We start from the raw sequence: 15,876 nt of genomic DNA, 5'->3' as shown, positions 1-15,876 counted from the left end.
CGATCCGGGATGAAAAAGATATTGAACTAGCCAAACAAAATTATATACGGCATTACGAGGGTATGCTCAAGTTATTACCTGAAAGTGAAAAAACAGGCATCCCCGATATTGATGCTTTTGTAAATAAACAGGCAGATCAATTAGTAGCTGTATATGGTTCTGACCAAACAAAGTCATTGCTGTTCTATGATCCGACTGAAGATCTCAAAGAACTGAATATCCCGGTTCTGGTATTATTTGGAGGAAAGGATACTCAGGTTACCGAAGAGATGAACAGAAAACCAATTGAAAATGCCCTGGAAACCGCAGGAGTAAGTTATGAAGTGGAGATATTTACAGATGCAAATCACCTATTCCAGCAAGCCGATAGCGGAAATGTCTCCGAGTATGCACTATTGGAGAAAGAATTTGTAGATGGATTTCTGAAAGAAATTACTAAATGGATCAAGGAGAATTAATACCAATTATCCGTTGAATTTATCCATAATTAACCTCAAACTACTGCCCTAATTCAGCAGGAGCTTTTTTGATTCAACGAGATTCACTTACCCGTCACTTATATGCTCAGGATGCTTCCATGTATCAGGAAGTTCCTCAAGGGGTTGCTTTCCCCAAAACCATCAGCGATATCCGGGCATTGGTGGCGAAAGCCAATACGCATAAGTTTTCTATCACGGCCCGTAGCGCAGGCACGAGTCTTGCAGGACAGACAACAGGTGGCGGGGTGATCATGGATGTTTCCCGCTACATGAATCGGATCCTGAATTTTGATGAGGCTTCAAAAGTTGCCCATGTTCAGCCGGGAGTGATCCGGGATACCTTAAACCGCGAAGCCAGGAAATTTGATCTGCTGTTTGGCCCGGATACGGCAACTACCAATCGCTGTATGGTAGGAGGAATGATCGGGAATAATTCATCCGGTTCTTTTTCCATCAAGTACCAAACCACGCGGGAACATACGCTGGAAATCGAGGCCGTGTTGAGTGATGGCTCGGTTGTTTATTTCAAACCACTGACTCCCGAAGAGCTGGAAGCCAGGAAAAAGCTGGACAACCTGGAAGGACATATCTATCGCTCCATGCTGAAGTTGATAGAGCGAAACCGGGAATTGATCGAACGGAGTTATCCTCACAAAGACATCATCCGAAGGAACACCGGCTATGCGTTGGATAAACTTGTAGAGATGCAGCCCTTCAACCCAAACGGCCGAAAGTTCAATCTCTGCGAATTGTTATGCGGAAGTGAAGGAACTCTGGCAATGACGGCTTCGGCGAAGTTGAATTTGGTTCCCAAAGATGAGCACAAGCTGGTGGTGGTCCCTCAGTTCGAATCGTTGGATGAGACCATGAAAGCCGCCGTTCACATTGTGGGTTATGAGCCTGCAGCTGTAGAGTTGGTGGATTATATCATCATGGATGCCACCAAAGGAAACATCGAACAGCGAAAGAATCGGTTCTTTCTGGAAGGCGAACCGAGATATATTTTGATCACTCAGCTGGAGGGAAATGACCGGAAAGAACTTCAGAAAAAAGCGCAGGAGATTGGTGCAACCCTCAAGGAAAAGTCACTGGGTTATGTTTACCCGATCATCTCCGATGCTGATGAAATGAAGCGGGTATGGGATCTTCGTAAAGCAGGCCTTGGTTTATTGATGGGATTAGGTAAAGATGGCCGGTCGCCCTCATTTTGTGAGGATACTGCAGTTCGGGTTCAGGACCTTCCGGAGTATGTAAAAGAGTTTGAGCAGATCCTGAAAAAACATGACACCCATTGTGTGTTTTATGCCCATGCCTCGGTTGGGGAATTACATTTGCGGCCTCAGATCGATATCACCACCGAAGCCGGTTTAGAGAAAATGAAAGTGATGGCGGAAGAGATCGCCGATCTGGTTAAAAAATATAACGGTTCGCTTTCCGGGGAACATGGAGATGGACGGGTCAGGGCGCCCTACATCAAAAAAATACTGGGTGAAGAAATGCTGCCGGTTTTGAAGCAGGTGAAGGAGATCTGGGACCCGAATTACATTTTCAATCCCGGTAAAATTGTCGATCCAAAACCTATAGATACCGACCTTAGATTTTCTCCCGATTATATAAAGACGGAAGCGGAAACGGTATTTTCCTGGAATAAGGAGGGGGGCTTCGGTGATGCTTTGGAGCTTTGCAATGGAGCCGGTGTTTGTCGAAAGCTTGCTGAAAGTGGCGGAACGATGTGTCCTTCGTATATGGCCACCAAAGAGGAAAAAGACTCGACCCGCGGACGTGCAAATGTATTTCGACAAGTGTTTTCCGGTAAAGATCCTCAAGGATATAGATCGGAAGAATTGAAAGAGGCACTCGATCTTTGCTTGAGTTGCAAAGCCTGCAAAAGTGAATGTCCTGCCAATGTGGATATGGCCAAAATGAAAGCAGAGTTCCTGAATGGCTGGCATGAGAAAAATGGTTCAAAATTGAAAGAGCGTTTCTTTTCGGATGCGGGAAAGTTATTTCCACTGGCTTCCATCACTCCTGGAATTGCTAATAAAGTTACGGCTTCAAAACCCGGAAAATGGGTTTTTGAAAAGCTGTTTGGAATAGATGCGCGACGGGATCTCCCTGAGTTTGCATCCAAGACATTTCAAAATTTGTATCGCAAGCACAAGAAAAATGGAGCGGTAAGATCAGATGAAAAAGTAGTTTTGTTTGTGGATCTGTTCACCAATTACAACGAGCCGAAGATTGGGATGGATGCTGTGTTGGTATTGGAGAAAATGGGCTATGAAGTTATCGTTCCAAAAAGCATGGAAAGCGGAAGGCCGCAGATCTCCAAAGGGTTTTTGAAGGAAGCCAAATTTATCACCAAAAAAATACTGTCCGAATTTGAAGAATATGTGGAAGCCGGGATTCCGGTTGTTGGTTTGGAGCCTTCCGAAATACTCACGCTCCGCGATGAATTTCTGGAATTATGCGAAGAAGATGAGCTTCCTTTAGCTCACAAACTGGCCTCTTCTTCCTTCACCTTTGAGGAATTCATATCTCAAAATAAAGAACGTATTCCTGCTCCCGGTTCATCCCAAAAAGTGCTGCTGCACGGACATTGTCACGCTAAAGCCCTGGTGGGAAATGAACCAACGGTGGAAGCATTGCAAACTGTCGGTTATGAAGTGGAAGTGCTGGAAACAGGGTGCTGCGGAATGGCAGGGAGCTTTGGGTATGAAAAAGATCATTATGAAGTTTCTCAGGATATCGGCGAGCTGGTTTTATTCCCAAAGTTGAGAGCAAATCAGAAGGATGAAGTATGTGCCCCGGGATTTTCGTGCCGTCATCAAATTAAAGATGGGGTTGATAGAGAAGCGTTGCACCCGGCATCATTGATTGCCCGGGCAATTTTGTAATTTTTTAAATCATTGTAGAGACGCAAGATTTTGCGTCTCTACAATGATTTAAAAATTAATTCCTATAGGTATTCTTTTCGATCAATTCACGCGCACTGTTTAGGGTAGAATCGGTGATCTGTGAACCGCTCATCAAACTGGCGATCTCACGAATATGCTCTTCATCGGAAAGCGGAATGATCCGGGTTACAGTTCGTTCGCCTTCTTCAGCTTTGGCTACTTTGTAATGTTTGTGTGCCTGACTCGCAATTTGCGGCTGATGGGTGATGGCCACGATCTGACAGTGTTCAGATAACTTCCGCATAGAAGCCCCTACTTTTTCTGAGATCTCCCCGCTGATTCCTGTATCAATTTCATCAAAGATCATGACGGGAAGGCTTTGCTCCTTAGCGAGAATGGATTTCAGTGCCAGCATCACGCGGCTGATCTCCCCGCCGGATGCAATTTTAGCAAGTGGCTTGGGTTCCTCGCCTTTGTTAGTGGAGATGTACATACGAACATCATCGCAACCGGTTTCTGTACAGTCAATGGTCTTGCCTTCCACATCTATCCAGCCACTGTCGGAAAGCAGCCAGTCAACACGAACGTCTAATTTGGAATGTGGAATACCCACTTTGGCCAACTCCTGCTGAATCTGGACAGCCAGTTTTTCTCCGATCTTCTGCCGGGTTTTATGAAGAGAGATAGCCTGTTCTTTGAGAATCTTCGCCTGCATGGAAATGGAATTCTCCAATTTCTCAATTTCCAGATCAAAATTATCAGCGATAGAAAGCTCGCTTTTAATTTCATTTAAATAGTTGATGAGATCCGGCAGGTCGCGCTGATATTTCTTTTGTAGCCGGTTCAGTTCTGATTGTCGCTGCCGAAGTTCTTCCAGTCGTTTTGGGTTGAATTCGATGCTGTTTCGATAGCGCTCAGCAAAGGCAATAGCTTCGTTAATACTAACCCGTGCGGCATTTATCTCCTGAAGATAATTCTCAAATTCAGGTTCAATGCGTGTCAGATCTTCCAGGTTCAATTTCAGGAAGTTTAACAACTGAATAATATTCCCATCATCAGATTCTTCCATCTCTGAAATGGCACCCGCTTTTTGATCTAGCACTTCAGCGTTATCCAGCAGATTCATCTCTGATTCTAATTGTTCGAGGTCAATTTCGTCTAGTTGGGCTTCTTGAAGTTCCTGCACCTGAAAGCGATACAGTTCGGTTTTTTCCTGAAGTTCATGTTCTCTTTTCTTTAAGGCACGAAGTTCTTTCTGCAGCTCCATCATCTTTTTATACTCCGCCTTGTAGCCTTTAAATATTGGCTCCACTTCTCCAAAGCCATCGATCACTCCAAGATGATTTTCTTCCTTCAGCAGCAACTGATGATCGTGCTGTCCGTGAAGATCCACCAACAGATCTCCGGCTGCTTTCAGCACGCTGATATTTACGGGTGTGTCATTAATAAATGCCCGGCTCCCGGTGTTTCTTATCTCTCGCCGGAGAATCAAATACTCATTAAACTCGACTTCATTTTCTTCCAGCAGTGATCTCAGCTCGCCATCATCCCCAACCCGAATGGTTGCTTCAGAGATAGCCTTGTCTGCTCCCTGACGAATGACTTCCGTATCAGCCCGCTCACCAAGAATCATATTCAGAGCCCCAATAATAATGGACTTCCCGGCGCCCGTCTGCCCGGTCAGGATATTCAACCCCTCTTCAAACTCAACCTCCAGTTCGTCGATAAGCGCGAAATCTTTTATGTATAAGGATTTTATCATGGAAATTGGAAATTATGAATGTTGGATTATGAATTCTTTTCCTGAGTGGTTTTGACGATCGATGTCAGGATATTAATGATTTGATCAATGTCATGTAAATATGAATCCAAATCAATAGTAGTAAGTTCACTGCGTTTTAATAGTCGTAACCAGTAACGGGTTTCTCTGGCTTCTTTCGAAGATAAGGACATTTTATAGAGAAAATCTTTCTTCGAAAATCCTGCAAGAGCTTCTTCAATATTAGCACCTATGCTGGTTCCGCTTCTCAATAATTGCTTTGATACCACAAATTCTTTTTTCTCAATAAGATTTTTATAGAGCTTTATGATACCTAAGGCAAAATCAAAACTCTTAGATTGTATAACATTTTCCTTTTTCATGGCTCTTTTGATTTAAAATTCAAAATTCAACATTTATAATTTCTGTTAGTTAGAGCGATGAAAAACTAATTCCTTACAAAAAAGTTGAAAGTGCGTACCTTGTGGTATGGAAAAGAAAGCCGGAAAAGACCGACAGACTACGATCTACGAACACACCGTGCCCGATGGGCAGAATAGTGATATCCGTTTGGATAAATATATTACTTCATTTGTAGAGAACGCCTCACGAAATAAAGTGCAGCAGGCGATCAAGGATGGCTATGTGGATGTGAATGGAAAGAAGGAAAAAGCTTCGTATATCATGCAGCCGGGGGATGAGATCTTTATCGAACTTCCCAAACCGCCGCCGCCTGAAGCCAAGCCGGAAGAGATGGAACTCAATATTGTCTATGAGGATGATGATCTTATAATCGTAAATAAGGATGCTGACTTGGTGGTGCATCCGGCCTATGGAAATTGGACTGGAACGCTGGTTAACGGACTTATGTATCATGTAGATGAACTCGCCGGCGAGGATGAAGACGAAAATCTACGTCCCGGTATCGTACACCGTTTGGATAAGGATACCAGCGGATTATTGGTAGTGGCCAAAAATGAGGAAACGCTCGCCAAGCTAAGCGGACTCTTTCAGGAGAAAGATGTAGAGCGAACGTATTGGGCCATTGTATGGGGAACGCCCGATGCGGAAGGAACTATTGAAGGTGATATCGGCCGATCTAAAAGAGACCGGAAGTTGATGACGGTAAAACCCGAGGGACAAGGGAAACATGCTGTTACCCATTACAAAGTGCTGGAATATTTTGATTATCTGAGTCTGGTTGAAGTGAAACTGGAAACCGGGCGGACCCACCAGATCCGTGTTCATTTTGCGCATATGGGAAATCATGTATTTGGAGATCCGACCTATGGGGGGACATCAGTGAGATACGGCCCCAACACAGGCTCCCGAAAATCGATGTTTCATAATCTTATCACTGGATTAGGCCGACAAGCTCTTCATGCCAAAACCCTGGGGTTTGAACATCCCAAAACCGGAGAAATGGTTCGTTTCGATTCTGAACTGCCGGATGATTTTCAACATGTGCTGACCATGCTCCGTGAAAATTGTAAATCGGAGTATTGATCCCGATGAAAAACCAAAACAAACCACTATTTCTGTTACCTTAAGCTATGGGACTACTAATATTTTATTTGGTACTGGCTATTGCACTGTCTTTTTTATGTTCTATTCTCGAAGCAGTTTTGCTATCTATTTCACCATCTTTTGTTGCGGTTACAGAGAAGAGCAACCCTCAGACCGGTCAGCTTCTTAAAGATTTGAAGAAAGATATAGATCGCCCACTATCGGCAATTTTAAGTTTAAATACCATTGCACACACAGTTGGCGCAGCCGGTGTGGGCGCACAGTCACAGGCGGTTTTTGGAAATGAGTATGTCACCATCACATCAATACTGTTGACTTTAGCCATATTGATTCTTTCAGAAATTATTCCCAAAACATTAGGTGCTACTTATTGGAAGAATTTAGCGGGATTCGCAGCAAAAACAATCAAGCTGCTTATTATCCTTACTTATCCATTAGTGGTACTTTCAAAGTGGATCACAAAATGGCTCTCTAATAAAGATGACCAACCAGCCATGAGCCGTGAGGAATTCAGTGCCATGGCAGAACTTGGTTTTGAGGAGGGTATTTTTGAAGAAGGGGAATCTAATATTTTTAAGAACCTGATCCGATTTCGCTCGTTGAGGGTTCATGATATCATGACACCGCGCATTGTTGTTGTGAAATTTCAGGAAGACCGAACCATTCAGGAAGTTCTTGAACATAAAGAAGAGTTGAGGGTATCCAGAATTCCCATCTTTGGAGAAAATGAAGAGGATATTACCGGTTATGTGTTGAAAAACGATCTGTATTACAATCTTTCACAGGGTAACGAAGAAAGGTTACTTAAAGAGGTCAAACGGGAAGTGTTAATACTCCCGGAGACCATTTCCCTGAAAACCCTATTCGAGCGATTGCTGGAAAAACAAGAGCACATTGCGGTGGTGGTAGATGAGTATGGCGGTTTTTCAGGAGTTGTTACTATGGAAGATGTTGTGGAAACCTTGTTTGGAATGGAGATCGTAGATGAAATTGATGCCATCGAAGATATGCAAAAACTGGCCCGGCAGAAGTGGAGAGAGCGTGCGAAACGATTAGGCATTGTGATACCTGATAAGCTTAAAGAATCACCAGCTCCTTCCGCAAAACCTGATTCCTCAAAATAATCGCTTGTGCAGTTTTTGGGCGGTTTCGACCAAATCGTTGTCATCCATAACAACATTTAAAATCCGCTTTTCTCTTGTGAAGGAAATCATGTTCAGATCAATTTCTCCGAGGGAAGAAAAAATGGCGTCGGTGAGTTTATCAGCAGCATTGATGGAGCAGCCGATCAGAGTAAGCAATCCTTTTTCTCTTTCTAATGCAACCGAACCGATCTCAATAAATTCCTTCGAAAGCTGATCCAGAATTTCTGAATCTGACAAGACGATGGTAACCGAAGCTTCAGTCGTATTTACGGCATCAACGGCTAAGCGATGTTTTTCTAACACAGAAAACACCTTGGTTAAAAAGGAGTAACCCATCACGGTTTCGTACGCACTGATGGTAACCGTTGCCATATTTTGTTTGAAGGAAAGAGCCAATACATCGAGATCATGTTTTGAATCCCGAACGATCTTGGTTCCGGGATCTTCCGGCTTGAACATATTCTTCACGTACACAGGAATGTTTCTTTCCTGAGCCGGTTTTAAGGTGGAAGGGTGCAGAACTTTGGCTCCGAAATATGCCATCTCGGTAGCGTCAAAATAACTCATTTCGGCGAGGGGTTTGGCTTCGGGGATGAAGCGGGTGTCGCCGGTATAAACACCGCTTACATCGGTCCAGATCTCAATAGTTTGAGCCCCAATAGCTCCCCCTATCAAGCTTGCGGAATAATCCGAGCCTTCAAATCCCAAAGTGGTAACAGTCTTGTCTTTTGATTCCCCGTAAAAACCGCCGATAATGGGAGTAAATCCACTTTCAAGTACCGTCTCCAGTGAGCCACAATGCTGATTGATGAGCAATCGATTGGGATTGGCTTTCCCATACTCTGAATCTGTTTTGATCAGCTTTCGAGCTTCAATGTGTTGAGTCATCATATCCAAAGCCAGTCCACATTGTGCCAGCAGATAGGATGAGATTTGTTCTCCCATGGCCGAAATAGCATCTTTCATTTGGGGAGAGAGTGTACCTTGCCGTTCGGTATAAGTGAGGAGTTTATTCAGCTTGCCAATTTTGGCTTCAGTGTTTTTGATACAGCTGTCTTTTATGAGCTTATTCTTGATGTGGGGATTTTCTTCAAGGAAATCTGCAACGATCTTATTATGTCGCTCTTTGATTGAGTTGGAGATCTCGAGGGCTTCACCCAATTTCCCTTTTGCCGCCAGGTTTCCGGCTTCCACCAGCTGACGGGTCGTCCGTGCCGTAGCCGAAACAACCACCACGGGATATTCATAATTGCTGATGATCTTCAGCACCTGTTTCCACGTTTTGTGATCGGCCATGGAGGTGCCGCCAAACTTAAGTACGTTGATCTGCATAAATAGTCGTAATCGTCTTGAAAATGAAGGTGGAAAATAAGGGGAATCTCAATCTATTCCATACCAAATCTAGAATTATGTTTAAGGGTGCTTTGCCACGAAATCTCTAAAGCACGAAAGTTTATACCTTACTCTCGTTTTATTCTTTCATCTTTTAAACACTCTTTTTTCTAAAGCCGAAGGAACATCGAACAAGGAACAATCAACATTTAGCGCAAAAGTTTTTAATATCATTTCGTGTTTTAGAGATTTCGTGGCCACTAAAGAAACGGTATCTTTCTTTCATGAAGAAAGAAGACCTACAAATAGCCGTTATTGGCGGGGGAGCCGCCGGATTTTTCGCAGCCATATCAGCTAAGACCCATCACCCCGAAGCCAAAGTCACCATTTATGAGAAGTCGGATAAACTGCTTTCCAAAGTCAGGATATCCGGGGGCGGACGGTGTAATGTAACCCATCATTGTTTTGACATTCGTGAATTGGTAAAAAACTATCCGCGCGGGGAGCGATCGCTGAAAAAAGCTTTTGGGATGTTTTCTCCGACCGATACCATTCAATGGTTTCAGCAACGCGGGGTTGAACTGAAGACCGAATCAGACGGACGTATGTTCCCAACCACAGATGACTCCGAAACCATCATCAACTGCCTGATGAATGAAACTCGAAAGCTGGGAATTGGCATTAAAACCAAATCCAATATCAAAAGTCTGAAGCGAATGGAGGGAGGATATGAGCTTAGATTTCACCGGGGTGGTAGGATAGCAGTCGATAAAGTAATTGTCGCAACAGGGGGAAGTCCGCGGGCAAGCGGCTTTGACTGGCTTCGGAATCTGCATCATGAGATCGAAGAGCCGGTGCCTTCGCTTTTCACCTTCAACATGCCTAATGAAACGATCAAAGAATTGATGGGCGTGGTAGCCCAGCCGGTGTCGGTAAAGATCATGGGATCGAAATTGCAGAGCAGCGGTCCGCTTTTGATCACGCACTGGGGAATGAGTGGTCCGGCTATTTTAAAATTATCGGCATTTGGAGCGAGAGAGCTGAATGTGATGGATTATAATTTTAAGGTTTTAGTGAACTGGACAGGAGAACGAACTGAGCAAGAAGTGCGTGACATTCTGAAAACAGTTGAAGATGATCACGGCAAGAAGAAGATCCCTAATGTGAATCCATTTGGTTTGGCTGGACGATTATGGGAATTCTTGCTGAGTAAACTAGAGCTCGGTGATGATATGATTTGGCAAAATATGGGTAAGAAAAATATCAACCGTCTGGTACATTTATTAACCAATGATGAGTATCAGGTGGAAGGAAAGACCACCTTCAAAGAAGAGTTTGTGACCTGCGGGGGAATCAGCCTGCAGGATGTAGACATGAAAACCATGCAAAGCCGGAAATCTCATGGCCTCTATTTTGCGGGAGAAGTATTGGATATTGACGGCGTAACCGGAGGCTTCAACTTCCAGGCCGCCTGGACTACTGGTTTTATTGCAGGAAAGCTTAAGTAATTAAAATTTAGAATTACTTGAGCAGTACTCGTTACAAAGCTCCGGCTTTGTAACGCTGTCTAGGAAGCTCCAGCTTCCAGAATTATTATTAATTCAGTGCCAAAGATCGTTCTCTGTTCTTTTGTACCGACAAAAGAACCAAAAACTCCCAGCTGCGAAAAAAGAGCTCAAGCTGACTTCATTCCACTAAAATAAATCAATGCTCCTTCGCGTGCATGGCTCGCTTCTTAGTTTATCAGCGGCCCCGATTATCGGGGTTTCTTAACGTTACATTTCGTCATCTTCTTAACGCTCTTTTTTCTAAGGCTGAAGGAACAACGAACAAGTAACACCCAACATTTAGCGTTGAAGTTATTGAAGGTCATTCCTGTGGAGGCAGGAATCTAATAGTTTGAACCACGGATAAAGCGGATTATAGGATTCCGCGGATTCTCTCGCTCCCCCGACTCCGTAGGAGTCACATATGCTTAGCCCCGGGTAAGTCCCGTTGGACTGCTGAAAGTAGGGTTGTCATCTTTGCCGGGCGCAACCCGGGGTTAAAAGTGCCAAAAACAGGCAAATTTTTGCCCGAGTTGTTTTTTGGGATTTTTATGTCATACAAAAATTGGGCACAGAGCTTGATAAAGCACCGAATATACCGTCAGATTTATTTCAAATTTGTTTGTCTATTCCTTAAAATAAATTACCTTCATGTAGGTTATACTACAAAAAGGAGAAATTATGAGTGTAATGAGTATCAGGATAGCTGATGAAAAGCGAAAGAAGTTAAAAGCAATTGCATCACTTGAAGGGAAAACAATGAGTGGCTTGGTAAGTGAACTTATTGATGAATATGTGAGTGATGCGATGGAGAGAATGCAAGAAAAAAGTGAGATCCATGAGATCATGAAAGTCAGTGAACCGGCATTCTCCGAGTGGGATAATGAAGAAGACGAGATTTACAATGACCTATAATCAATGGGATATAGTTTTACTTCCATTTCCATTCACAAATCTGAAGACAAATAAAAAGCGTCCTGCTTTAATAATTTCACCAAAAGAGTATAATTTAGGTCTCGATATTTTGGTGATGTTCGTAACAAGTAATATAAATGCAGAAGATAGAGTTGGCGACTATGAATTAATTGAATGGAAAGAAGCAGGTTTGCCTAAGCCCTCCATGACCAGAATGAAGTTTGCTACTATCGACAAAAATTTAGTGGTCAAAAAAATTGCGGCTCTAAGGGAAGTTGATATCATTCAATTAAAGAAAGAGATAAAAACCTTTTTAGGACTGTAGATTTATTAAAACCCAGAGTAATTCAAAATTATTCAACTTCATCCGAATAAATCGTCAGGTTCGCTTCCCTCAAGTTATAGGCACTTCGCATCACTTCGCCATAAGCCCCGGCACTGCGAATTGCGATAAGATCTCCGCGTTCAACTTTTGGAATGGAGATGTCTTTCCGGAAGGTATCCGAGCTTTCGCAGATGGGTCCGACCACATCATATTTTTCTTCTGCCTTAGTACTTGTAAGTACATCAATGCGGTGCGCGGCTTGATATAGTGCAGGTCGGATAAGCTCGGTCATGCCCGCATCAACAATAGCGAAGTTTTTGGTCTGCCCATATTTGGTAAATAAGACTTTGGTGATCAAACTCCCACACTGACCAACAACCGAGCGACCCAATTCAAAATGCAGTTGCTGATGATCTTTCAGCTTTATGTTCTTTTCAAACAATCCAAAAAAGCGCTCAAAGTCCGGTACTGAATTGTCATTTGGATGAGCATAATTGATCCCAAATCCTCCGCCCACATTAATTACGGAAAGTTCAAATCCTTTGCCTTCAATATGATCATTAAGCGTGTTGGCTTTTTCACATAATTCTTCAAAAGGGGTGAATTTTTCGATCTGTGACCCGATGTGAAAGTGAATTCCAATCAATTTAAGATTTTGCAACTCCGGTAGTTTTTCCAGCACATCATCCAGATCGGAAGCGTTGATCCCGAATTTGTTTTCGTTCAATCCCGTGGTGATATATTTATGCGTGTCGGCCTCTACGTTGGGGTTGAGCCGGAGAGCAATTTGGGCCGTCTTACTATGTTTTTTTGCCAGCTCATTCAGTACATCCAATTCCTGGGGCGATTCACAATTGAAACAAAAAATATCGTGCTTCAACCCCAATTCCATTTCCTCATCAGTTTTACCGACTCCCGCAAAGGCGATCTCATCAGAAGTGAACCCTGAATCAATGGCACGCAGAACTTCGCCACCACTTACACAATCGGCCCCAAGTCCGGCTTTTTTGATCATGTCCAGGATTTTAGGCTGATTATTCGCCTTCAAAGCAAAGTGCACGCGAAACCCCTTTGAAAGCCCATGAGTTTTGATCTGATCAAGCGTTTTATTCAAAACATCGAGATCATAATAATAGAAAGGGGTTTTTTGAGTCTTAAAAAAATCGGTGACTTCCGATGGAAACATTAAAAATCAGTTTATAAGTGGATGAGTGTGTTTAGAGAGCATCAAAGATAAGAAAAAAAGTATCGTTGTTGTTATGAAATCCATAGCCAGTAAGGGCGCATGGCCATGCGCCCTTACTGGCTATAACAGCACCTATTTAGAAAATAACGAGACGAAACTTGTGTGTATGGATGCTTAATATTTTTACCAATATGTTGCTCCTAACGAAGCAGAATGCTGAATTCTAATGGCATCGTAGGTGCCAAATCTTGGTAAAAAAGAAAAATCACTTCACAACCAAAAACCTCCGCTAGGATGATGTGAAAGGATGATAGTTTATCGGAGGTTGAGCTTTTTTAGTATAAAGGATAGAAATCATCAATCTAAAATCATAAAATTTTACGTTTGACCAGACACTAAAAAGCCTGTATCATTGTTAGAGATACAAGCAAAATAATCAGCCAAATTTTGTCATTAGACAAAAGCGGAGGACCCGAAAGTGGGGCGAATTTCAAGAAATTGAAAAGAGCATCTATCAGCTCCAGCCCGTCAGCTAACTTCGCAGGCATTGATAGAAGATTGAGCGTGCATCGTGCGTAATCGGTCTTCACATCTAATAGAAATAATACCGAAAATTAACACGCATGAGTTTAAATCAGCAGGATTTTCTTCTTTCTGCCAATAAGTTCGACATTCCAAAAAGCATTGAAAAAAGCCCCGGTATATTGTTGGGCGAAGAGCGGATAAAGTCTGTATTGCTCAGCACAGATTTGAGCTTCATCCAGAATTTAAGTGCGGATGCCATCATGATGGTTAATCCCTTTGATAAATCAAATGAAATGGACCGGGTGATCATAGAATTTGGTCGGCGGCCGGTAATTTGTGATATCGGAGGAGGATTGCTCCGAGAAGAACAGTCCATTCGTTTGGCTGCGGGAGCATTTAAAGCAGGGGCATCTGCCGTAGTGCTAACCAAACCCACACCGCCCGAAATAGTGGAACGAATCCGGGCTGAGATTGACGGCCCACTCGTTTACACGGTTATGTTAGATGCAGAGGATTTTGAGGCACTTTTTCAGGCCGGGGTGAATATCTTCAATATCTCTACCGGGGAATTTACGGCTGAAACGGTGGCAACTGTTAAGGAATTAGTGCCGGAATCAGTTATTATTGCAAACGGTGGCCCGCATGATTCAACTATCAAGGCTACTATTGAAATGGGGGCACAAGCTATCGTTTTTAATCCACCCACGGCTACCGAAATACTGCGTTCCATTTTTGACGATTATAGAAATAACAACGGGTAGTTTTCTTTAATATAGGGTTGTTCCAAAGAAAGCCGATAACATGAAAAAAATATATGAACGAGTCGCTTAATTTCTCCCTGCCATTCTCAAATCCGGTAATGATCTTTGCTTTGGTAATGATCGTAATTCTGGTGGCACCTATCGTCTCCAAAAAAATAAAAATGCCGGGTATTGTTGGGATCATTTTATCGGGGATGATCATAGGCCCAAGTGTGCTGAATTTACTGGAGCGCGATAATACTATTGAGCTTTTGGGTACTGTAGGTCTGCTTTACCTGATGTTTATGGCCGGGCTTTCCATCGACTTAAACCGTTTCCAAAAATTGAGAAATCAAAGCGTGGGTTTTGGTTCACTTTCCTATGCTTTTCCAGCTATAGGAGCTTATTTTACAGGTATTTATTTACTGGATTATTCACCGGAAACCTCATTTTTATTAGGTGCTATAGTTGGCTCACATACCTTGCTTGCCTATCCTATTGTGGAGCGACTTGGAATTACCAAAAACACAGGTGTAACGATGTCGATAGGAGGGACATTGGTAACCGATTCTCTTTCTTTGGGAATTTTAGCCATAGTTGCGGGAACTGTTGGAGAAAGCCAGGGAGCCGGATATTGGACAACTTTTGTCATTTCTATTGCTGTATTTGTTGCAGCATCGGTAATCATTCTTCCAAAATTAGGAAGGTGGTTTTTCAGAAATATGAAACACGATACCGATGTAGATTTTGTGTTTATGATGGCTTTATTATTCTCCACAGCATTTTTGGCAGAGGTCGCTGGCCTTGCTTCTATAATCGGGGCGTTTATAGCCGGATTATTATTAAACCGGTTAGTGCCTGCAAACGGTACGCTAATGAGCCGGATCCAATTTGTTGGAAATGCACTTTTTATTCCATTTTTCCTTATTTCAGTAGGTATGTTGGTGGATGTGGAAGTGCTTGCCAGTCTCGACGTGTGGATATACGCCATTGCATTTACTTTACTTGTCTTAATTGGAAAAGGCCTTGCAGCTTTTGTAGTCCGCTTGGCAAAAGGGTCTAGTAATGCGGAAGGATTAGTTATTTTCGGCTTAACAATACCTCAATCTGCAGCTACACTTGCGGTTACATTGCTTGGCTATGATCTTGGATTTTTTGACCAAACAGCGGTAAATGCAGTGGTCATTATGATTTTAATTACCTGTCTTTTAGGCTCCTCGATAGTTGAAAAATATGGCCGAAAAGTAGCTATTCTTGAAGATGAGAAACCATTTGAAACTTCGGAGGTTCCACAGCGCATTATCGTGCCACTGGCCAATCCGGAAACCTCAGATGCCTTGATGGACATCGCTTTTATGATTCGGGATGAAAACTCGGAAGAGCCCATCTTCCCCCTAACCGTGGCACACGACGGAAAAGATGTGGATGCACAAGTAGCTAAAGGGGAAAAAATGTTAAGCCATGCGGTAGTTCACGCCGCAGCGGCCGAGATTCCTGTAAAT

General features: G+C 43.0%; 13 protein-coding genes and 1 riboswitch. Of the genes, 9 read left to right on the top strand and 4 right to left on the bottom strand.

Features of this window, described 5'->3' with window-relative positions; all coding sequences use genetic code 11:
• Together VFM80_RS06750 and VFM80_RS06745 are read left to right on the top strand one after the other, a co-directional pair.
• The coding region (locus VFM80_RS06750; RefSeq protein ID WP_395070826.1) for a dienelactone hydrolase family protein at window positions 1–458 on the top strand (458 nt) is incomplete at its 5' end.
• A gap of 68 nt (window positions 459–526) precedes the next feature.
• Window positions 527–3,373, top strand: coding sequence for an FAD-binding and (Fe-S)-binding domain-containing protein (locus VFM80_RS06745; RefSeq protein WP_395070825.1), 2,847 nt, complete (start codon window positions 527–529; stop codon window positions 3,371–3,373).
• Between the two features lie 55 nt (window positions 3,374–3,428).
• Here the strand turns inward: VFM80_RS06745 and recN are convergent, their stop codons facing one another.
• Both recN and VFM80_RS06735 read right to left on the bottom strand, forming a co-directional pair.
• Entirely contained in the window at window positions 3,429–5,135 is a 1,707-nt protein-coding gene (gene recN, locus VFM80_RS06740) for a DNA repair protein RecN (RefSeq protein ID WP_395070823.1), read from the bottom strand.
• A 26-nt stretch (window positions 5,136–5,161) separates the two neighbouring features.
• Window positions 5,162–5,515 (bottom strand): four helix bundle protein, encoded by a 354-nt coding sequence (locus VFM80_RS06735; RefSeq protein WP_395070821.1) that lies wholly within the window; start codon window positions 5,513–5,515, stop codon window positions 5,162–5,164.
• 106 nt (window positions 5,516–5,621) lie between these two features.
• On the opposite strand from VFM80_RS06735, the gene VFM80_RS06730 reads away from it, so the two are divergent.
• Entirely contained in the window at window positions 5,622–6,638 is a 1,017-nt protein-coding gene (locus tag VFM80_RS06730; RefSeq protein ID WP_395070819.1) for an RluA family pseudouridine synthase, read from the top strand.
• 47 nt (window positions 6,639–6,685) lie between these two features.
• Entirely contained in the window at window positions 6,686–7,783 is a 1,098-nt protein-coding gene (locus VFM80_RS06725) for a CNNM domain-containing protein (protein WP_395070817.1), read from the top strand.
• Here the strand turns inward: VFM80_RS06725 and VFM80_RS06720 are convergent.
• Window positions 7,775–9,136 carry an aspartate kinase gene (locus VFM80_RS06720; RefSeq protein WP_395070815.1) on the bottom strand — a complete coding sequence of 454 codons (1,362 nt, stop codon included), beginning with the start codon at window positions 9,134–9,136 and terminating at the stop codon, window positions 7,775–7,777. The genes VFM80_RS06725 and VFM80_RS06720 overlap by 9 nt on opposite strands.
• Before the next feature lie 284 nt (window positions 9,137–9,420).
• Between VFM80_RS06720 and VFM80_RS06715 the strand changes: the two genes are divergently transcribed.
• The 3 genes from VFM80_RS06715 to VFM80_RS06705 all read left to right on the top strand — a co-directional run bounded on the left by VFM80_RS06715 (window position 9,421) and on the right by VFM80_RS06705 (window position 11,923).
• Window positions 9,421–10,644: an NAD(P)/FAD-dependent oxidoreductase gene (locus tag VFM80_RS06715; protein WP_395070814.1), complete on the top strand. Its 1,224-nt coding sequence runs from the start codon at window positions 9,421–9,423 to the stop codon at window positions 10,642–10,644.
• Between the two features lie 720 nt (window positions 10,645–11,364).
• Window positions 11,365–11,598 (top strand): hypothetical protein, encoded by a 234-nt coding sequence (locus tag VFM80_RS06710; RefSeq protein WP_395070812.1) that lies wholly within the window; start codon window positions 11,365–11,367, stop codon window positions 11,596–11,598.
• Window positions 11,588–11,923: a type II toxin-antitoxin system PemK/MazF family toxin gene (locus VFM80_RS06705; protein WP_395070810.1), complete on the top strand. Its 336-nt coding sequence runs from the start codon at window positions 11,588–11,590 to the stop codon at window positions 11,921–11,923. Before VFM80_RS06710 ends, VFM80_RS06705 begins: the two co-directional genes overlap by 11 nt.
• Before the next feature lie 28 nt (window positions 11,924–11,951).
• Here VFM80_RS06705 and lysA read toward each other — a convergent pair whose 3' ends face one another.
• The gene (lysA, locus tag VFM80_RS06700; RefSeq protein ID WP_395070808.1) at window positions 11,952–13,109 is read right to left on the bottom strand and encodes a diaminopimelate decarboxylase; all 1,158 of its coding nucleotides are present in this window, start codon (window positions 13,107–13,109) and stop codon (window positions 11,952–11,954) included.
• A gap of 428 nt (window positions 13,110–13,537) precedes the next feature.
• Window positions 13,538–13,671, top strand: a riboswitch (cyclic di-AMP (ydaO/yuaA leader).
• 61 nt (window positions 13,672–13,732) lie between these two features.
• On the opposite strand from lysA, the gene VFM80_RS06695 reads away from it, so the two are divergent.
• Window positions 13,733–14,395, top strand: a complete 663-nt coding sequence (locus VFM80_RS06695) for a hydrolase (RefSeq protein ID WP_395070806.1) — start codon at window positions 13,733–13,735, stop codon at window positions 14,393–14,395.
• 53 nt (window positions 14,396–14,448) lie between these two features.
• The coding region (locus tag VFM80_RS06690; protein WP_395070804.1) for a cation:proton antiporter at window positions 14,449–15,876 on the top strand (1,428 nt) is incomplete at its 3' end.

Source organism: Gracilimonas sp., assembly GCF_035704785.1.
Lineage (GTDB): Bacteria > Bacteroidota > Rhodothermia > Balneolales > Balneolaceae > Gracilimonas.
This window is presented reverse-complemented; position numbering and strand designations above follow the sequence as displayed.